This is a genomic window from Haloarchaeobius amylolyticus, assembly GCF_026616195.1.
Taxonomy (GTDB): Archaea; Halobacteriota; Halobacteria; order Halobacteriales; family Natrialbaceae; genus Haloarchaeobius; species Haloarchaeobius amylolyticus.
In genome coordinates this window covers 569852-587744 of record NZ_JANHDH010000003.1, presented here as the reverse complement: position 1 = coordinate 587744, position 17893 = coordinate 569852, and the positions used below count along the sequence as shown (strand labels likewise).

Here is a 17893-nt window from a genome sequence, read left to right as displayed (position 1 = left end):
ATGACAGAGCCAGTACTGGAGGTGAAGAACCTCCGCACGGAGTTCAAGACCGGCGCGGAGCCGGTCGTCGCGAGTAACGAGGTCTCGTTCACGCTGCACGCGGGCGAGACGATGGGACTGGTCGGCGAGTCCGGGGCCGGGAAGTCGGTCACCGCGCGCTCGCTGCTCCAGCTCATCGACAAGCCGGGCCACATCACCGGCGGGCAGGTGCTCTACGACGGCGAGGACCTGCTGCAGCGCTCGAAGAAGGAGATGCAGGAGATCCGGGGCAAGGAGATCGCCCTGGTCCCGCAGGACCCGATGACCTCGCTGAACCCCGTCCTCACGGTCGGGAGTCAGATCGTCGAGACGGTCGAGCGCCACCAGGACGTGACCGAGGAGGAGGCCCGGGAGATCGCCATCGACTCGATGCGCGAGACGGGCATCCCGGACGCCGCGGACCGCTTCGCGGACTACCCGCACGAGTTCTCGGGCGGGATGCGCCAGCGCGTCCTCATCGCCATCGCGCTCTCGTGCCAGCCGGACGTCATCATCGCGGACGAGCCGACGACCGCGCTGGACGTGACGACGCAGGCGAAGATCCTCGACCTGCTGAACGAACTGCAGGAGGAGAAGGGCGTGGCCATCCTGATGATCACGCACAACCTGGGCGTGGTCGCCCAGACCTGCGACACGGTCGGCGTGATGTACGCCGGGAACCTCGTCGAGAAGGCCGACATGGACGACCTGTTCGAGCGACCGACCCACCCCTACACGCGGGGGCTCATCGACTCCATCCCGCAGACGGACCAGGCCTACGACGAGTTGCCGACGCTCGACGGCGCGATGCCGGACCTGACGGAACTGCCCGAGGGCTGTAACTTCGCGCCGCGGTGCCCCCACGCGACGCCCGGGTGTCGCGAAGGCGGTGACCCCGCGCTCGAACACGTCGCGGGCACGGACTCGGCGGCAGCCTGCATCCACGCGGACGACCTCGACCTCGCCGAGGGCGTCGAGCCCGACGGCCACGCGGCCGGCCGCGCCGAGGTCGACCGCTCCGGCGACCCGCTCCTCGACGTGCGGGGGCTGAAGAAGCACTTCGACGCCGGGGATAGCTTCCTCGACGGCCTGACGCTGTCGACCGACGGCGGCCTGCCGACCATCCAGCGACAGAAGGTCAAGGCGGTCGACGGGGTCGACTTCGAGATCTACCCCGGCGAGACCGTCGGCCTCGTGGGCGAGTCCGGCTGTGGGAAGTCCACGGTCGCACGGACCATCCTGCAACTGCTCGGCCCGACCGACGGCGAGGTCTACTTCGACGGCGAACCGCTGCACGCGCTCGACGACAGCGACGTGCGCAGCCTGCGGGCCGAGTTCCAGATGATCTTCCAGGACCCCCAGAGTTCGCTCAACCCGCGCAAGACCGTGGGTCGCATCATCGGGCGGGCGATGGAGAAACACGACGTTGCTACCGGCGAGGAGAAACGCGAGCGCGTCGCCGAGTTGCTCGAACGCGTCGGCCTCTCGGCCGGCGCCGCGGAGAAGTACCCGCACGAGTTCTCGGGCGGGCAACAGCAGCGCATCGCCATCGCACACGCGCTGGCGGTCGAGCCGAAGCTCATCGTCTGTGACGAGCCGGTGTCGGCGCTGGACGTCTCCGTGCAGGCCCAGATCCTGAACCTGCTGAACGAGGTGCAGGCCGAGTACGGCCTCTCGTACCTCTTCATCTCGCACAACATCGGGGTCGTCAAGCACATCTGCGACCGCCTCGCCGTGATGTACCTCGGGAAGATCGCCGAGTTCGGCACGGTCGAGGAGGTGTTCTCGCCGCCGTTCCACCCCTACACGGAGGCACTGCTCTCGGCGGTGCCACACGCCGACCCGACGAAGCGCACCGACCGCATCCTGCTGGACGGGACGGTTCCCAGCCCCATCGACCCGCCGTCGGGCTGTCCGTTCCGGACCCGGTGCCCGAAGAAGATCGGGGAGGTCTGCGAGGAGGAGGAGCCGCCCCTCGAGACGGTCTCGGAGACCGGGCATCGCATCTCCTGTCACCTCTCGGAGGCGGAGATGAGCGAGCGCGACTCCTACCTCGCCGAGACACCGCCACAGGCACAGAGCGACTGAGAGAAACCCCTTTACCGTCATGCCGTTTACAGTCGACGAGATGGGAGATACGCGGGTCTGTGACTGCAAGGTCGGGCGCGTCGCAGACGAGTTCGACCTCGCGGGCGTCCACGAGTCACTCGCAGAGCGCTGGGTCCGCGACCGCGACGACTACAGCCTGCGCGAACTCGCGCGCTACTTCGACGAGCGCGTGCTGACCGCGGCGATGCGCGAGGCCGGCGAGGACCCCCTCGGCAGCGAGGTGGCCTCGGCCTACGACGCCCTGACCGACGACGCGGTCTCCAGCGGGGAGCGCGTGCAGGTCGAGAACCGGCTCTCGCGTGCGGGCGTGGACGTGGACGCGGTCCGCGAGGCGTTCGTCTCGCACCAGACCGTCCACACCCACCTGCGCGAGTGCCTCGACGTCGAGAAGGAGACGGGCCCGGAGGGCGACCCGACCGACCGGGCGAAGGACACGCTGTTCGCGCTCCAGAGCCGGACCGAGGCCGTGACCGAGTCGACGGTCGACTCGCTGGCGAACTCCTCGCTCGCACTGGACGACTTCGACGTGCTCGTGTCCGTCAGCGTGACATGCGCTGCGTGCGGGCGGTCGTACGACGTCGGCGAGTTACTCGACCGCGGCGGCTGTACCTGTAAGGAGCCATGATACTGATGCGAAGCAAGACTTTACCGATCGACGACCCGACCAGCAACCATGAGTTCGCAGGTACCTGAGCCGGCCGTCAGCGTGGAGGCCGAGAACGTCGGCGGCATCGACGAGACGCGGGTCGAGCTGGCAGCGGGCGTGACGGTTCTCGCGGGCCGGAACGCGACGAACCGGACCTCGTTCCTGCAGGCCCTGATGGCCGCGCTCGGCAGCGAGCGCGTCTCGCTGAAGGGCGACGCGCAGGCGGGGTCGGTCGAACTGGAGACCCCCGAGGCGACCTACACCCGGAGCCTCGAACGCGGGCCCGAGGGCGTCCGCTTCGGCGGCGACCCGCTGCTCGACGACCCGGAGGTGGCGGACCTGTTCGCGTTCCTGCTGGAGGACAACCCGGCGAGGCAGGCCGTCGAGCGCGGCGACGACCTCTGGGAGCTGGTGATGCGCCCGGTCGACACCGACGCCATCGAGGCCGAGGTGAACCGACTGGAGGCACAGAAGGAGGAACTCGACCGCCAGCTGGAGGAGCTTTCGGCCGTGAAAGAGCGGCTCCCGACGCTCGAACAGCAGCGCAACGAGGTCGACGCCGACATCGAGGAGACCGAGGCGGAACTCGCGGCGGTGGAGGCCGAACTCGAGGCCGCCGAGGCAGACCTGACCGACGAGTCCGTCGACGACGTCCTCACCGACCTGAACGAGGTCCGTGGCGACCTCGAGGACGTCCGGTTCGCGCTCCAGAGCGAGCGCGAGAGCGCCGAGTCCCTGGAGTCTGAGCAGCGTGACCTGCGCGAGGAACTCGAGTCACTCCCCGAGCAACCGGCGGCCGAACTCGCCGAGCTACAGGAAGACCTGGAGCGCTACCGCGAGCGCAAGCGCCGGCTCGACTCGGTGACGAGCACGCTCCAGAACCTGCTCTCGTTCAACCGGGAGATGCTCGAGGGCGAGCACGCCGACCTGTTCGACCGGCTGGTCGCGGTCGAGAAGGGAGAAGAGGACGGGTCGGCCGAGGACGACGGAGGTAGCGCCGGCCTCGACACCGACGCAGGGCCCGTCGACCCCGGCGAGGCACTGTGCTGGACCTGCGGGTCGACGGTCGAGACCGACCAGCTGGAGGGGATGCTCGACCGGTTGCAGTCGGCCTACCAGGACGCCCGGGCCGAGCGCTCGACCGTGGTCTCGGAACTCGAGGACGTGCAGGCCGAGAAGCGGGCCGCAGAGCGAAAGCGCGACCGCCGGGAGTCGCTCCGCGAGGACATCGAGGCCATCGAGATGGAACTGGCCGAGCGCCGCCGACGAATCGGGGACCTGGAGCGTCGACGCGACGACCTGGAGGCGGAGGTCTCCGCACTCGAGGCCGAGGTCGACGAGCGCCGGGAGGCCGACGAGGACGAACTCGTCGCGCTCCACGAGCGCGCGAACGACCTCGAGTTCGAGCTGGGGCGACTCCACGAGCGCCGCGCCGACCTCACCGAGCAGATATCGGACCTGGAGGCGGAACTAGAACGTGAGGCCGACCTCCGCGAGCGCCGCGAGCAGGTGGCGGCCGACCTCGAAGCAGAGCGAACGAAGATCGACCGGCTGGAGGCCGACGTGGTCGAGTCGTTCAACGACCACATGGCCGAACTGCTGGACCTCCTCGGGTACGAGAACGTCGAACGCATCTGGATCGAGCGAAAGCGAGCGGGCGACGACGAGGTGACCCGGAGCACGTTCGACCTGCACGTCATCCGCAGCGACGAGACCGGCGCGACCTACGAGGATTCCATCGTCCACCTGAGCGAGTCCGAGCGGACCGTCACCGGCCTCACCTTCGCGCTGGCGGGCTACCTCGCCCACGAGGTGTACGAGGAGGTGCCCGTGGTCCTGCTCGACTCCCTCGAGGCCGTCGACTCCGCGCGCATCGCGGCCGTCGTCGAGTACTTCGAGTCCTACGCGGACTACCTCGTCGTCGCGTTGCTCCACGAGGACGCCGAGGCGCTCCCCGACGAGTACCGGCGCGTCACGGACATCTGAGTCAGCCGGTGCTCGGCTGTGAACCGTCCGCAAAAAGCAGGTGAGAGTGGCGATTCTTCGGTCGGGGCTGTGCAGTTACCTGTAGGTGTGGGTCGGATATATCTATGCTCTGTGGACTCCCCTCGTGTCTGGCCGATTCGAGCCCTAACGACACGTTCGAGGGTTCACAGAACGGTTTAATCGGTTCATAGTTAGTACGCTGACACGTGAACCGCTGGCATGGTACGACGACGACAGGTGGGTCGGTCGGTGTCTCCCACGACCGGGACGGTGCTGCTGGTGGGAATCGTGGTGCTGCTGGCCATCCTCGTGACCCAGGCCGCGACGGGGCTGGCGACGACGACCGAGCCGGCACCACTCGGGACGTTCGAGGTCGAGTACGTCCCGACGGGGGCGGGAAACTACGGCACCGTGAACGGGACGACCGTGTTCAACGGCCCCTACCTGAACGTCACCCACGTCGGCGGGACGACCGCCGATGGGACCCGGCTGTTCGTCGTGGACGGAGACGGCAACGAGGTCGCCTGGGCCGACGTCTGGACCGGCGGCGAGACCGTCGAGAGCGGGGAGTTCCTCCACATCGACGGTGAATTCAGCGACGGCGCGCTGAACCACGTCTGCCCGGGCGAGGCGTACCGGCTCGTCTGGCGGTCCGAGTCCGGCTGGCAGGCCATCCTCGCGGAGACCACGGTTCCGGATGGCGAACAGACCCTGCCCGACCCGACCTGGTGCGACTGAGCCGGCACACCCCCGACGCGCTACCGCTTCGACCGCTTGCTCCTGAACTCCTTCCGCAGGTGCATCAGCGCGAGACTCGGTGCGTGCTTGACGAAGTCCCAGACCGCTCTCGGTCCTGCGTCGACCAGGACCCGGACCACGCCCTTCTTCTCGGTGAAGAACAGCGGGCGTCCCCGGTAGATGTCGCGCTCGTAGACCCGGTCGCGTTCTCTGTGCTCCAGTACCTCCTCGACGGTCGCCACGTCGTTCCAGTCGCCCCGCATCACGACAACCCCGTCGGGGTTCACGACGTGGACCGAATTCGGCATCCCGCCGTACGTCCTGTGGGCCGTCCCCTCGACGTCGTCCACCAGGACCGTGCGTTCGACGTCGTACTCGGCCGCGAACTCGCGTGCCCGGTCGAGTTTCTCCTGGAACGAGCCGTGGGCATCGTAGTGCTCGCCGGGGTGGGCTTCGCGGGTGTACAGCAGCACGAACACCACGTCGTCGAACCGTCGCTGGAGCCGGTCCATGGCGTGGACCTTCGAATCCGTGATGGGGCACGTCAGGCTCCCGGTCTCGAGCACGACCCACTCGTCCTCGAAGTCGGAGAGCCGCACCGTCTCCCCGTCGAGCGTGGTCGCCTCGAAATCGGGTGCCTCCTCACCCGGCCTCGGCCCGTCGAATGTCCTGAAGTCGTAGTACGCCGGCCCGAAATGGCGGTAGTTGTAGCGGTCCGTCGGCTCGGTGGTCCGGTGCCTGTCCGCCTGTCGCGTGGTCATCGTTCTCACTGTGAGGATATGCCGGGGAGGTAGATTCAATAACTGCCTAGCACTATCGGTAGTATATATCTACGTGGGACCGTCGAACATGTACCAGTGCATCCGGGGAACGCCGCAGATGGAGCCAGCGACCGCATGAGAGCCGTCACGTTCACGCTCGGGCGACCGGACAGCCCGCACATCGCCTACCGGATGTTCGACCCGGACTCGGCGTTCGAACGCGAGGAGATATACCACCTCAACGTCCTCGCCGACGGCTCCGTCGTCCTGCTCGGCCGCGTCCGGGGTGACCTGGAGGTGGTGCGACGACTGCTTGACGAGGAGGCGGACGTGCTCGGGTACAGCATCTCGCAGGCCGACGGTCGCAGCGGGCTGGCCTACGTGCATGCCCGGCCACCGCCCGAGATGAAGGAGTTCCTGCAGCTCCCGCGCACCCACGAGGTCCTGTTCGACTTCCCGCTCGAGAGCACCAGCGACGGCCGGCTCGAGGTCGTGATGATCGGCGAGACGAACGCGGTGCTACAGGAGGCGCTGGCGGCGATACCCGGGGAACTCGCGGTGCGCGTGGAGCGCATCGGTCCGTACCCGGACCCGAGAGAGCAGGTGGTGTCCCTGCTGACCGACCGCCAGCGAGAGGTGCTCGACGTCGCCCTCGACCTCGGCTACTACGACATCCCGCGGCAGGCGACCCATCGGGACATCGCCGACCAGCTGGGGCTCTCCGTCGGGACCGTGAGCGAACACCTCCAGAAGGTCGAATCGACGGTGTTCGGGCACATCCGCACCTGAGCCGTCCCGGTACGCCCGGCGCGGCTCCCAACTACCCAAGGATTTATTATTTATCTGTGTGAAAGGGTGGGTATGGTCGACAAAGACGATCTTCGAGAACAGATGATCGACGCCTTCGGTGGCGCTGACTACCCCATCTCCAGCCCGATGGACCTCGTCCCGGCACTCCCGAACGGCCCCGGCACCCGCTTCGAGTCCGGCGACTTCTCCATGACGGCGATGGAACTCCAGACCAAGCTCCCCGGCGGCGACTTCCCCTACGACGACGTCGAGTCCTTCGTCGACGACGTCATGGAGAACCTCGAGGAAGGCGGCCACCTGAACTGAGCAGCCTGCCGGTTTACCCCTGCGAACCAGCCCGGTCGCCCCGGTGTGACCGCTGGTTGTGGAGCCACTCCGTGCCAGTGGCTATCCTTCTTTCGCGCCGATGTCGCTCTCTAGCTCCCCTGCTATCGATCACGTGGACTCCCGACCTGCCGGAACGAACCCGGTCAGGAGCACCACCGCGTAGCCAAAGAGGAGGATCGCCCCGAAGACGACGACCGCGTCCTGCTCCATCTGCGGGAACACGGTCCCCGCGAACAGGACGAGGAGGACGTCGAGGAACATCCCGGGGATGGACAGCAACGCGGCTGCGGTTGCCCGGTCCTGGTGCGGGATGCCGGCCCAGCGGTAGACGGGGTAGGTGACGAGGGCCATCATCGGGACGACCGAGACGAAGAAGCCGGCGACCACGAGCGGGGTCGCCGGCGAGAGCAGGACGTGCCCGACCAGTCGTATCATGATGGCCACGACCAGCCAGACCGTCAGTCCCCAGAGGACCAGCGAACCGAGCGTCTTGCGTGCGAACGTCTGTCGTGCCGTGGATTCTACGTGCATCGTACTGTGGTGGTTTCGTCGTGTGCTGTCGTGGTTCGATTCACCGGTAGAGCTGGTTCGTCCGCGTCCCGTCCTCCGGGTCGGCCGTCTCTCCGGGGGAGTGGTCGGCAGCGCCGAGTCGCGAATCTATCTCGGCCTCCCAGCCGTCGAAGATCGCCTCTATCAGCGCCGGGGCCCTGTACTGGAAGTACCTCGCGACGAGCCAGCCGAGCGGGCCGTACTTCGTGTCGAAGTCGAACGCGACGGTGACGGTGACGCCCTCGGGCCCCGTCGAGACGCGCCACTCGCCCTCGAACCGCGAGAACAGCCGTCTGTGTAACTCGCTGGAGGCGGTGTCGACCGCCACGGCGAAGCTCTGCCCCTCGTCCCAGTGGGTGACCGTCTCCAGCCACGCGTTCCCGTCGGTGTCGGTACAGCGGCGGACCATTCCGGCTCCCTCGCCCTCGACAATCTCGACCGCGGTGAGGTTCGGCGCGACCGTCGCGTAGACCTCGGGGTCCGTCACGACCGCCCAGACCACGTCCGCGGGTGCATCTATCGACCGGTTCGTCCGTATTCGGGTCATCTACAGCCCGAACGGAGGCCACGCGAGGGAATAAGTGTGAGCAGAATGAGATTTTTGTAAGCCGCGTTGCCGAAGAACCGTTTGGTTAGCGACCTGACCAGTCGACGGTCGTGACCGCGAGGCTGTCGTCGAGGGTGAGCCGGAGGGACTCGTCGTCGGCTTCGATGGTGACGGTGGCGGTCCAGCCGTCCTCGGTCGACACCGTCTCGTCGAACTCGCGTGCGAGTGCCTGCAACTCCCAGTAGGGAAGGTCGGCGACGTCGATGCCGCGGTCGTAGTAGAACGAGACCACGGCAGGGTGTCTGACCACGTGCCCGAACAGGGGTGCTCTGGCCTCGTACTTGCAGTTCCCACAGCGATGGTGCGAGGAGACGCCGCCAGCGTCCGGGTCGCCCTCCACCGTCATCGACATCTCGCCGGCACAGTTCGGGCAGATGCCGTCCATCGCGAGGTGGAAGCGACTCCGGGTCCACTCGTCGAACGCGGCCGCGACCGCCCCCGGCGACCGCCCGGACAGGCCCGCAGGAGGAAACTCGTTCCACATCACCGTCTCCCCGCACGCCGAGCACTCCACGATGCCGTACTCGTCGTACCGGACGACGAGCGTCCCGCCGCACTCGACGCAGTGGCCGTCGATCTCGGCCCGGTCGACCTGCGGTTGCTCGGTGAGCGTCCCCGCGAGGACCGCCCTGACGACCTCCCGGCCCGCCTGTGTCAGCTCGTAGCCGTCCTCGCCCTTCGCGACGAAGTGCTCCCGGAGCTTGCCGAGGTGGTAGTTGAACTGTCCGCTGTTGGGGTTCCCGACCCGCTCCCGGAGGTCGCTGAATGAGACGGGCCGGTCCCCGGTCTCCCAGAGTGCCCGGAGGATGGCGACCCGTGTCTCGTCGCTCAGGAGCCAGAACGCGAGCTCGGGGGCGGCGTCCGACTCTGTGGGTTCCATACGAGTACAGAGAGTACACCGACGACCATTGAACTTGCCGTCGAGCCGGGAGAGAGCGTTCGTTGCCGTCGAGAGTGCCAGCAAGCCACGGAACCGCGAAAAATGACGTGCCGAGCCGCTGGTTGGCGGCCTATTCCTCGCCGGTGGTCCAGCCACGCATCCGGGCCTTCTCCTCGGGCGCCGGCTTCTTCTTGCTCTGGGCGTAGGTCTTGTCGTCGATGAGCTGCCGGCGGACCGCGTCGCGCGCGCTGGCGATGGCCTGGCTCGCGCCGTAGCCCTCGCCGGAGGCGATGTAGCGCCCGTCGTCGGTGAACAGGCGCATCCGGGCGTACAGGAGCGGGGTGCCACGGAGCGTCTCGTCGTGCTCGTGCAGGTGTACCTTCGCGTCGAGCAGACTCATCGGGGCGTCCTTCATCGTGCCCTCGATGAGGTCGACGACCTCCTCGTAGCTGATGTCGTCGAGCAGGTCCATCCCGTACACCTGGACGGCGCGGCGGCCGGGGGCCTCCCGGACGAGCGCGTCGAGCAGGTCGGTGGTCGTCACGATGCCGACGACCTTGCCGTCCTCGACCACGACGACCGAGGACACGTCACGCTCCAGCATCATGTCGACGGCGTGGCCGAACGAGTCGGTCGGTTCGGCCGTCACGACGGGCGTACTCATGAAGTCCCGGACGGGCACGTCGAGCAGGCGGTCGGAGTCGCCCTCCCGGCTGCCGAAGCCGCCGTGGCCGGTGCCCGTCGACTCGTTGCCGGAGGAGCCGCCCTGGGTCCGCTCGGTCTTCCGGGCCGTGAAGGGCACCACGTCCACCAGGCTGAGGACGCCGACCGGCGAGCCGTTCTCGACGATGGGCAGGTGCGAGATGTGCTCGGTGCGGAAGCGGTTGATGGCCTCCCCGACCGTGTTCGACGGTTCGAACGTGATGGGGTCGGCGGTCGTGACCGCCCCGACCGAGATGTCCGAGAGGGCCGGCCGTACGGCCTCGACGATGGCGTCGACCGTGACGACGCCGACGAGGTCTCCACCCTCCTCGACCGGCAGCAGGCCGGAGTCGGCCTCCCGCATCAGCCCGGCGACCTCGCGCACGTCCGCGGTGGGGGCGACCGAGGGGACGTGCCAGACCAGCCCGCGAACCTTCGCGTCGGGGTTGCGGTGCGAGGAGAGGAACTGCCGTCGAGTGACGACACCGAGTACCTCACCGTCGTCCGTGACGACGACCGCGCGCGTCGAGGGGTCCTCGAAGTGGGCGGTGAGTTTCGAGACACGAGAATCGGCGTCGGTCGTCGGGTAGTTCGTCGTGACGACGTTGTTGATGTCCATCGACGGTTTCACCACCTCGACCTACGTGCCGTGGGGTGATAACCCCGCACCTGAATTCTCACGTCATGGGAGCGTTCAAAACCGGGCGGGGCGTATGTTACCACACTATGCGAGTGGTTCGCGCCCCGGAGACACAGCGCTGTTTCGCCTGTGGCGACCGGGCGGACGTGGCGGTCGCGCGGGGCTACCGCCTCGCCTACGCCTGCTGGGAGCACGCCGAGGAGCTGCTGGAACAGGGCGGTATGCTCGTCGGCCGAGACCTCGAGGACCGGCCGGCGAGGCAGTGACCCCGTCCCACCGGCGGCGCTACTGCATCCCGTCGACCGCGTCGAGGTAGTCCTCCAGCAGGCGCGGGAAGTCACGGCCTTCCAGGTAGCGCAGGCCGAAGTCGTCGGCCCAGTTGATGATGCCCTGGTCCTCGGTGACGACGCCGGCGTCGAGTTCGCGCGCCAGCACCAGCAGGTCGAGGTCCTCGCGGGAGTCCAGGACGCCCTGGCGCAACGTCTTCCGGTACTCGTCGCGCAGGTCCGAGATGACGTAATCCACCTCGGTCATCGTGTCGTCGGCGTCGTCGCCCCGGTCGACCCGGGTCTCCTCGGCCTTCCGGACGGCCTTCTCCGAGACTCGCAGGCCGCGGTTCACCCGGTCGGTCATCTCGCCGATGAATCCGTAGACGAGTTCAGCCGGGATCATGACCTCCAGTCTGGCGGGGGCCTTCTTGATGATCCACGTGTTCAGGCTCGCCAGCACGTCGTCGGAGACGTCCCGGTTCTCCAGCATGTTCAGCAGCTCCTGGTAGGTCGACGGCGGCATGTAACAGGAGATGTTGAGGTCCAGTTTCGCCCGCGAGATGAGGTCCAGCACGCGGGTCAGGGTCGCGTCGAGGTCCTCGTCGTCGCGTCGTATCTCCTGGGTGAGGAACGTCGAGGTGTCCACGACGAACCGCTGCTTGAGGGGGTGCGTCGACATAGTGGAGATTGGTGCCCGACGGTGAAATACCTCAAGGGCGGTGAGCACCTATCTCCAGTGATGCAATACGTGGCTGCACTCGGGCTGTCGCGGGCGGCGTTCGACGAGGTCGCCGAGCGCTTCACCACGCGAACGTTCAGGGGCCGGGAGTACCACCACCTCCGCCAGCGGACCAGCGCGCTGCCGCCGGGGACGGCCATCGTGGACGGGACGCCGGTCCGGGGGTTCCCGAGCGTCCCGCGCACCCTCCAGCTCGCCGCGGGTATCCAGCACCACTTCGACGGCGAGTTCGTCGTCGAGGAGAAACTGAACGGCTACAACGTCCGGGTGGTCCGACTCGACGACGGGACGGTCCTTGCGGTCACCCGGAGCGGCGTCGTCTGCCCGTTCACGACCTGGGTGGTCCGGCAGGACCTCGACCTCGCGGCCTTCTTCGACGCCCACCCCGACGCGATGCTCTGTGGCGAGATGGTCGGGCCGGAGAACCCCTACACGACCTGTGACTACCCCGAGGTCGACTCCATCGGCTTCTTCGCGTTCGACGTGCGCGACCGGGCGAGTGGCCACCCGATGTCGGTCCCGGAGCGCCGCGAGTGCTGCGAGCGCTTCGGCATCCCGCAGGTCCGGTCGCTGGGCCGGTTCGACCCCGGCGAGGGGGACGAGGTGATGGCGGTCGTGGAGGCGCTGGCCGAGGACGACCGCGAGGGAATCGTGATGAAGTCCCGAGACGGCGAGCGGTTGCTCAAGTACACGACCTCGGCGGCGAACCAGGGGAACCTCCGGTACGGGTTCGCCTACCCGTTCGACTACGGCAAGGAGTACCTGTTCCCGCGACTCCTCCGCGAGGCGTTCATGGCGGTCGAGCAGGCAGACGACGCCGAGGCGCTCCGCGAGCGCCAGCACGCCATCGGCGAGGCCATCCTCGGTCCGTTCGTGGAGGCCATCCGGGCGGTCGAGGCCGGCGAGACGCTCGGCGAGACCCACGTCGTCCGCGGGGACCCCATCGTCCTCGACGAGTTGCTCGAACACCTCGGGAACCTCGGGCTGACCATCACCATCGAGTCGGACCGCACCCGTGACGGCGAGCGCGTGCTCGCGTTCTCGAAGGAGTACCGCTCCAGTACCGACTCGATTCTGGCCTATCTCGACGGGCAGCCGTTCGGGGAGTGAGGACGGTTCCGGGACGGACAGTGCTATCCGGGCGTGGCTCCGAGTGTCGGCCGGATGAGAGACTCGTTCGACCGTCTCCTCGCTCGACTCAAGCGACCGCTGCTGTACGTGATGGGCGTCCTCTACGTCGTCGCGGGCGTGATGCACTTCGTCGTCCCGCAGGTGTACGCCCAGATAATCCCGCCGTTCCTGCCCGCGCCGCTGGCGCTGGTCTACCTGTCCGGGGTCGCCGAAATCGTCCTCGGACTCGGCGTCATGGTCCCGCGGACCCGCCGGGTGGCCGCCTGGGGCCTCATCGCCCTGCTGGTCGCCATCTTCCCGGCGAACGTCTACATGGCGACGAGCGACGTGGTCCTGACGGGCGCACCGGCGGCTATCAGGGACCCCTCGGGAGTCGGGCGGTGGGCCCGACTCCCGCTCCAGGCGGTGCTCGTCCTCTGGGCCTGGTGGTACACCCGGCCGATGCCCGGGGACGGCGGGTGACACTGGCGGACCCGGAGATTCGTCTCAGTCGTCTGCCGCCTTCTTCTCGGTGTCCGGCGGGACGGTCAGGTCGAGCACGAGGTCCTCGCCGTCACGCCGGAACTCGGTTCCGAAGCGACGCGAGAGCGTCCGCATCCGCTCGCGACTCCAGTTCGCGACGCCGTCCGGGGCGTGGTTCACGGCGAACTCGTCGATCTCGGTGGGGACCAGCCGCAGGCCGGTGATGCTCCCGGCCCTGACCTCGACCACGAACAGGAAGCTCCGGTCGTTGTGCAGGCCGGAGTCGACCGCGTAGTCGTCGACGAGGTCGCCGGTGTCGTAGAGGACGAGGCCGTCGCGGTAGCGTTCGACCCCGTGGAAGACGTGGGCGCTGTGGCCGAAGACGAGGTCGACCCCCTGGTCGACCAGCCAGTGCGCGAACGACTGGAAGCTCTGGGGCGGGGCCGTCCGCATGTTCGGGCCCCAGTGGAGCGAGACGACGAGCAGGTCGGGGTCGGCGCGCGTTGCCGCCGCCAGCGACTCGGCGACCACGTCTCTGGTTTCCGTGGGGACCGAGCCGCTGTCGTCGATCTCGACGTACGCGGTCCCGGGTCGTTCCTGGCTGGCGGCGAACTCGGGCGTGTTGTCGGTGAACGCGACGAGGGCGACCGTGCAGTCGCCGACGCTGACGACGGCGGGACTGCGCGCTGCGGCGACCGTGCGGCCGGCGCCCGAGCAGGCGACGCCGATGGACGTGAGCGTGTCGAGGGTGTCGTACAGCCCCTCGACGCCGAAGTCGAGCACGTGGTTGTTCGCGAGCGACACCCAGTCGACGCCGGCGTGTCTGAGCGCGGGGCCGGCCCACTCGGGGTCGGCGCGGAAGTGGAAGGGGTGGTAGGTCTCGGTCCAGGGGTCGCCGCCGGTCGAGAGACAGCACTCGAGGTTCAGGAAGACGCCGTCACAGGTCTGGATGGTCGGGAGCAGGTCGCCCCAGACCGCGGTCGCGTCACGCGTCCGCTGGTGTTCGTCCACCAGTCGACCCAGCATCGTGTCGCCGGCGAACGCGAGCGTCACCGACTCTGCGTCGTCGCCCGGGGCCGGGCTCACCACAACCACCTGTCGAGATACCGTGCCGTGGTTGCCCTGGCGAACAGGACGGGCATCGGCCCCTCATCGAGGTCGCAGTCCACGACCGTCGCGGTCGGGACGGCCAGCGTCTCCGCGGGCGTGGTCGTGTCCACCCACACCCGGATGTAGCACCCCGGCAGGTGCGCGAGCAGGTACCCTGTCTCCCTGTCCCCGGTACTGTCCACCGCCGCCGCGAACTCGGGCTCGCCGAGCGTCGGCCGCTCCCCGACCGTCGGCAGGACCGATAGCTGGCCGACCACGAATCCAGAACTGAGCGCTTCGAACATGTCCCCCCTTCCTCGAAGCTAGGGGCGCCTCGGACTTAGGTCGCACCCGCAGCCCTCAGGGGGATTATAGGTGCCGGGCGTCAACCGGGTCGCATGACAACGGTGACGCAGGTGACGGCGGACACCTACGCTGTCGACGCGCAGATGCTCGGGATGCCGGGGTCGATGTCGGTCTACGTGGTCGACGCCGACCGACCCGTCGTGGTCGACTCCGGGCCGGCGACGGCCGCCGAACACGTCCTCGACGGGCTCGAACAGTGTGGTATCGACCCGGCAGAGGTCGCCTCCCTCTTCCAGACCCACGTCCACCTCGACCACGCCGGGGCGGCAGGTTCCCTCGCCGAGGCCTGCCCGAACGCCGAGGTCGTGGTCCACGAGCGCGGCGTCGACTACCTGACCGACGCCGAGAAGCTCTCGCGGCTGTACGAGAGCGCGCGACAGGCCCTCGGCGACGACATCGCGGCCGGGTACGGCGAACCCGCCAGGGTCCCGCGGGACCGCTGTCGGGTGGTCTCCGGCGGCGAATCGCTCGACCTCGGTGACAGGCGCCTCGAGGTCATCCACGCCCCGGGCCACGCCCCACACCAGGTCTGTGCCCTCGATTCCCGGACCGGGACGCTGTTCGCGGCCGACGCCGCCGGGATGTCCCTGTTCGACCAGCTCCTGCCGACCACGCCGGCCCCCGACTTCGACCTCGACCGGAGCCTCGAGACCGTGGCCCTGCTCCGCGACCGCGAGCCGGAGACCATCTGCTACGGGCACTTCGGGGCCCGCGAGGACGCGGTCGACGCCCTCGACGCCTACACCGAGTTGCTCCCGCGGTGGGTCGAGGCGGTCGAATCGGCCGCCGAGACGGCCGGTACGCGGGACGTCGACGCCGTCGTGGCCGAACTGGGCGGGGACTGGCCGAGTCCGACCATCGAGCGCGACGTGCTGGGCGTGTTGCGTACCACCGAGTAGACCTGTCGAACTGTCTGAAATCGGACGACGAAGCTATATTTTCTCCCCGTCTATACCTATTGCCCTCGAATTCTGGGGGTACCGGACGGTCGAACCGAAGACCCCCCACGTTCCGCCCGTCCGGTTCTCTACTTCGCCTGCGTACGACCGAGTGACAACGCCGCCGTCGCAGGGTTCAAAGTACTTTGGCCGCGTCTATCCCAGTATGAGCGAGACGTTCGGGTCGTTGTCTGCGGTGGCGGAACTGCTCCCACCGGATGGGCCGTCGCTGGTCGTCTGTCATCGACACGCCGACCTCGACGCGGTCGGGTCGGCGAGAGCACTCGGACGGCTGCTCCCGAACGCCACGGTCTGTGCGCCGGGCGGCATCGGGACGCAGGCAGAGCCACTGGTGGCGGACATCGTCGATTCGGCCGACCCGGCCGAGTTCGCGGTCACCGTGGTCGTCGATTCGGCCGACGCCCGCCGGGTCGAGCCCGTCGACCTCGACCGGGCCGAGACGCTGGTCGTCCTCGACCACCACGAACCCGGCGACCTGCTGGAGCGAGCCGACGCCGCCTACGTGGTTCCCGATGCGGGTGCGACCGCGGAAATCATCTACCATCTGGCAGTCGAGGCCGACTGGACGGTGGACGAGACCACCGCGTACCTGCTGCTGGCTGCCATCATGGGCGACACCAAGCGCCTCGCGTTCGCCACCCCGGCGACGTTCGACGTGGTGGTGGACCTGCTCCCGCTGGCGGGCAAGCGGGCCCACGACCTCCCGGAGGTGCTCGGTCCGACGTGGCGCGAGGGCGAGCGACTGGCCTGCCTGCGGGCGATGCAGCGCCTCGAACTCTTCCGGAACGACGACCTCGTGGCGGGCGTGACCCACGTCGGCAGCTACGCCAGCACCGCCGCCTCGGCCGTCGTCGACGCTGGGGCCGACGTGGCCGTCGTCCTCTCCGAGCGTGACTTCGGCACCCGCGTCGCCGTCAGGACGAACGGCGCGGCCCACGTCGATACGGTGCTCGACCCCCTGCTGGCGACGTTCGACGGGTCGGGCGGTGGTCACGACAACGCCGGCATCGCGAACCTCGATGCCGACCGGGAGTCGGTCCGGGAGCGCCTCGACGAGATACTCGACGCGAGCCTGGGGCTGGAACCGTACTGACGATTCCGTCGACCCGCCGACCTTTCGGCCTGCTGGTACCGACGGTGGCACCGGCCGGGAACGAGGGGTGGTGTTTATACGTCCGGTCGGTGTCATTTCTGGTATGGGAGAAACCATACTCGTTCCGTACGACGACTCGCCCCAGTCGGTTGACGCCCTCCGGCACACCCTGCAGAAGCATCCCGACGACGACATCCTGCTCCTGCACGTCATCGACCTGATGGACGCGGGCTTCAGCACGCCCATCGACGGGACGCTCCCCGGCTTCTGGGAGGAGTGGTACGAGAGCCAGCAGGAGTCCAGCGAGCGCCTCTTCGAGGACGCCCAGGCCATCGCCGACGAGTACGACGTGACGCTCGCGACCGAGACGGTCGTCGGCCGCCCCGCCCGGACCATCAACGACTACGCCGAGGAGAACGAGATCGACCACATCATCATGGGCAGCCACGGCCGGACCGGCGTGAGCCGGGTCCTGCTGGGTAGTGTCGCCGAGGCCGTGGTCCGCCGAGCACCCTGCCCGGTCACCATCGTCCGGTGATGTTCCGCATCCGCGGCGACTGGGACCACGATGCGGCCGCCGAGTTCCTCACCGAGGCGACCGTCCCGGTCCGACTCTCCTGTCACACCCCGGATGGGAACCTCTGGATGCTCTCGCTGTGGTACGAGTACGACCCCGGCGAGGGGTCCTTCCGGTGTGCCACGGCCGCCTCCGCGGACGTGGTCCGGTACCTGCGGGCCGACGACACGGTCGCGTTCGAGATCTCGACCAACGAGGTGCCCTACCGCGGGGTCCGCGGGCAGGGGACCGCGAGCATCGCGCCCGACGAGAACAAGACGGTCCTGCGACGCCTCCTCGAGCGCTACCTCGGCGGAACGGACTCCTCGCTGGCGAAGACGCTGCTCTCGCCCGACCGCGAGGAGGTCTGCATCACGGTGGACATCGACCGGGCGTACACCTGGGACTTCAGCGACCGGATGGGCGACGCGGGCGACTGAGGAACGAGTACGCGAC

21 protein-coding genes are annotated in these 17893 nt (G+C 68.3%); 13 read left to right on the top strand and 8 right to left on the bottom strand.

Annotation, left to right across the window (positions count from 1 at the left end):
* The 4 genes from NOV86_RS20480 to NOV86_RS20465 all read left to right on the top strand — a co-directional run bounded on the left by NOV86_RS20480 (position 1) and on the right by NOV86_RS20465 (position 5497).
* Positions 1-2106, top strand: a complete 2106-nt coding sequence (locus NOV86_RS20480) for a dipeptide ABC transporter ATP-binding protein (RefSeq protein WP_267643684.1) — start codon at positions 1-3, stop codon at positions 2104-2106.
* Between the two features lie 40 nt (positions 2107-2146).
* Positions 2147-2752: a rod-determining factor RdfA gene (gene rdfA, locus NOV86_RS20475; protein WP_267643683.1), complete on the top strand. Its 606-nt coding sequence runs from the start codon at positions 2147-2149 to the stop codon at positions 2750-2752.
* A 48-nt stretch (positions 2753-2800) separates the two neighbouring features.
* A complete protein-coding gene (locus NOV86_RS20470; RefSeq protein ID WP_267643682.1) occupies positions 2801-4759 on the top strand; it encodes an archaea-specific SMC-related protein in 1959 nt (652 codons plus the stop codon).
* Positions 4760-4978: 219 nt separating this feature from the next.
* Entirely contained in the window at positions 4979-5497 is a 519-nt protein-coding gene (locus NOV86_RS20465; RefSeq protein ID WP_267643681.1) for a type IV pilin domain-containing protein, read from the top strand.
* Between the two features lie 20 nt (positions 5498-5517).
* Here NOV86_RS20465 and NOV86_RS20460 read toward each other — a convergent pair whose 3' ends face one another.
* Positions 5518-6258 (bottom strand): peroxiredoxin family protein, encoded by a 741-nt coding sequence (locus tag NOV86_RS20460; protein WP_267643680.1) that lies wholly within the window; start codon positions 6256-6258, stop codon positions 5518-5520.
* A gap of 135 nt (positions 6259-6393) precedes the next feature.
* Between NOV86_RS20460 and NOV86_RS20455 the strand changes: the two genes are divergently transcribed.
* Together NOV86_RS20455 and NOV86_RS20450 are read left to right on the top strand one after the other, a co-directional pair.
* The gene (locus tag NOV86_RS20455; protein WP_267643679.1) at positions 6394-7047 is read left to right on the top strand and encodes a helix-turn-helix domain-containing protein; all 654 of its coding nucleotides are present in this window, start codon (positions 6394-6396) and stop codon (positions 7045-7047) included.
* A gap of 72 nt (positions 7048-7119) precedes the next feature.
* Positions 7120-7374: an MTH865 family protein gene (locus NOV86_RS20450; protein WP_267643678.1), complete on the top strand. Its 255-nt coding sequence runs from the start codon at positions 7120-7122 to the stop codon at positions 7372-7374.
* A gap of 129 nt (positions 7375-7503) precedes the next feature.
* Here NOV86_RS20450 and NOV86_RS20445 read toward each other — a convergent pair whose 3' ends face one another.
* From NOV86_RS20445 to NOV86_RS20430, 4 genes are all read right to left on the bottom strand, one after another.
* Positions 7504-7926 carry a DUF5367 family protein gene (locus tag NOV86_RS20445; protein WP_267643677.1) on the bottom strand — a complete coding sequence of 141 codons (423 nt, stop codon included), beginning with the start codon at positions 7924-7926 and terminating at the stop codon, positions 7504-7506.
* A gap of 40 nt (positions 7927-7966) precedes the next feature.
* A complete protein-coding gene (locus NOV86_RS20440) occupies positions 7967-8491 on the bottom strand; it encodes an SRPBCC family protein (RefSeq protein WP_267643676.1) in 525 nt (174 codons plus the stop codon).
* Between the two features lie 85 nt (positions 8492-8576).
* A complete protein-coding gene (locus NOV86_RS20435; protein WP_267643675.1) occupies positions 8577-9431 on the bottom strand; it encodes a winged helix-turn-helix domain-containing protein in 855 nt (284 codons plus the stop codon).
* A gap of 130 nt (positions 9432-9561) precedes the next feature.
* Positions 9562-10752 carry a CBS domain-containing protein gene (locus NOV86_RS20430; protein WP_267643674.1) on the bottom strand — a complete coding sequence of 397 codons (1191 nt, stop codon included), beginning with the start codon at positions 10750-10752 and terminating at the stop codon, positions 9562-9564.
* A gap of 107 nt (positions 10753-10859) precedes the next feature.
* Here NOV86_RS20430 and NOV86_RS20425 point away from each other — a divergent pair, with 107 nt between their 5' ends.
* Positions 10860-11039, top strand: a complete 180-nt coding sequence (locus NOV86_RS20425) for a hypothetical protein (protein WP_267643673.1) — start codon at positions 10860-10862, stop codon at positions 11037-11039.
* Positions 11040-11058: 19 nt separating this feature from the next.
* On the opposite strand, the gene NOV86_RS20420 is transcribed toward NOV86_RS20425, so the two are convergent.
* Positions 11059-11721 carry an RNA ligase partner protein gene (locus NOV86_RS20420; protein ID WP_267643672.1) on the bottom strand — a complete coding sequence of 221 codons (663 nt, stop codon included), beginning with the start codon at positions 11719-11721 and terminating at the stop codon, positions 11059-11061.
* A gap of 60 nt (positions 11722-11781) precedes the next feature.
* On the opposite strand from NOV86_RS20420, the gene NOV86_RS20415 reads away from it, so the two are divergent.
* Both NOV86_RS20415 and NOV86_RS20410 read left to right on the top strand, forming a co-directional pair.
* On the top strand, positions 11782-12891 hold the full coding sequence (locus tag NOV86_RS20415; protein WP_267643671.1) for an RNA ligase: 1110 nt from the start codon (positions 11782-11784) through the stop codon (positions 12889-12891).
* A 54-nt stretch (positions 12892-12945) separates the two neighbouring features.
* Positions 12946-13374, top strand: coding sequence for a DoxX family protein (locus tag NOV86_RS20410; RefSeq protein WP_267643670.1), 429 nt, complete (start codon positions 12946-12948; stop codon positions 13372-13374).
* A 24-nt stretch (positions 13375-13398) separates the two neighbouring features.
* Here the strand turns inward: NOV86_RS20410 and NOV86_RS20405 are convergent, their stop codons facing one another.
* Both NOV86_RS20405 and NOV86_RS20400 read right to left on the bottom strand, forming a co-directional pair.
* Positions 13399-14460, bottom strand: coding sequence for a CapA family protein (locus NOV86_RS20405; protein ID WP_267643669.1), 1062 nt, complete (start codon positions 14458-14460; stop codon positions 13399-13401).
* Complete coding sequence (locus tag NOV86_RS20400; protein WP_267643668.1) at positions 14457-14768, bottom strand: DUF5802 family protein; 312 nt, start codon at positions 14766-14768, stop codon at positions 14457-14459. Before NOV86_RS20400 ends, NOV86_RS20405 begins: the two co-directional genes overlap by 4 nt.
* A gap of 93 nt (positions 14769-14861) precedes the next feature.
* On the opposite strand from NOV86_RS20400, the gene NOV86_RS20395 reads away from it, so the two are divergent.
* The 4 genes from NOV86_RS20395 (at position 14862) to NOV86_RS20380 (ending at position 17877) form a co-directional block, all read left to right on the top strand.
* On the top strand, positions 14862-15728 hold the full coding sequence (locus NOV86_RS20395; protein WP_267643667.1) for an MBL fold metallo-hydrolase: 867 nt from the start codon (positions 14862-14864) through the stop codon (positions 15726-15728).
* 205 nt (positions 15729-15933) lie between these two features.
* Positions 15934-16881, top strand: coding sequence for a DHH family phosphoesterase (locus NOV86_RS20390; RefSeq protein ID WP_267643666.1), 948 nt, complete (start codon positions 15934-15936; stop codon positions 16879-16881).
* A 103-nt stretch (positions 16882-16984) separates the two neighbouring features.
* The gene (locus NOV86_RS20385) at positions 16985-17419 is read left to right on the top strand and encodes a universal stress protein (protein ID WP_267643665.1); all 435 of its coding nucleotides are present in this window, start codon (positions 16985-16987) and stop codon (positions 17417-17419) included.
* Positions 17419-17877 carry a pyridoxamine 5'-phosphate oxidase family protein gene (locus tag NOV86_RS20380; RefSeq protein ID WP_267643664.1) on the top strand — a complete coding sequence of 153 codons (459 nt, stop codon included), beginning with the start codon at positions 17419-17421 and terminating at the stop codon, positions 17875-17877. The genes NOV86_RS20385 and NOV86_RS20380 overlap by 1 nt, the downstream gene beginning before the upstream one ends.
* The last annotated feature ends 16 nt before the right edge of the window (positions 17878-17893 follow it).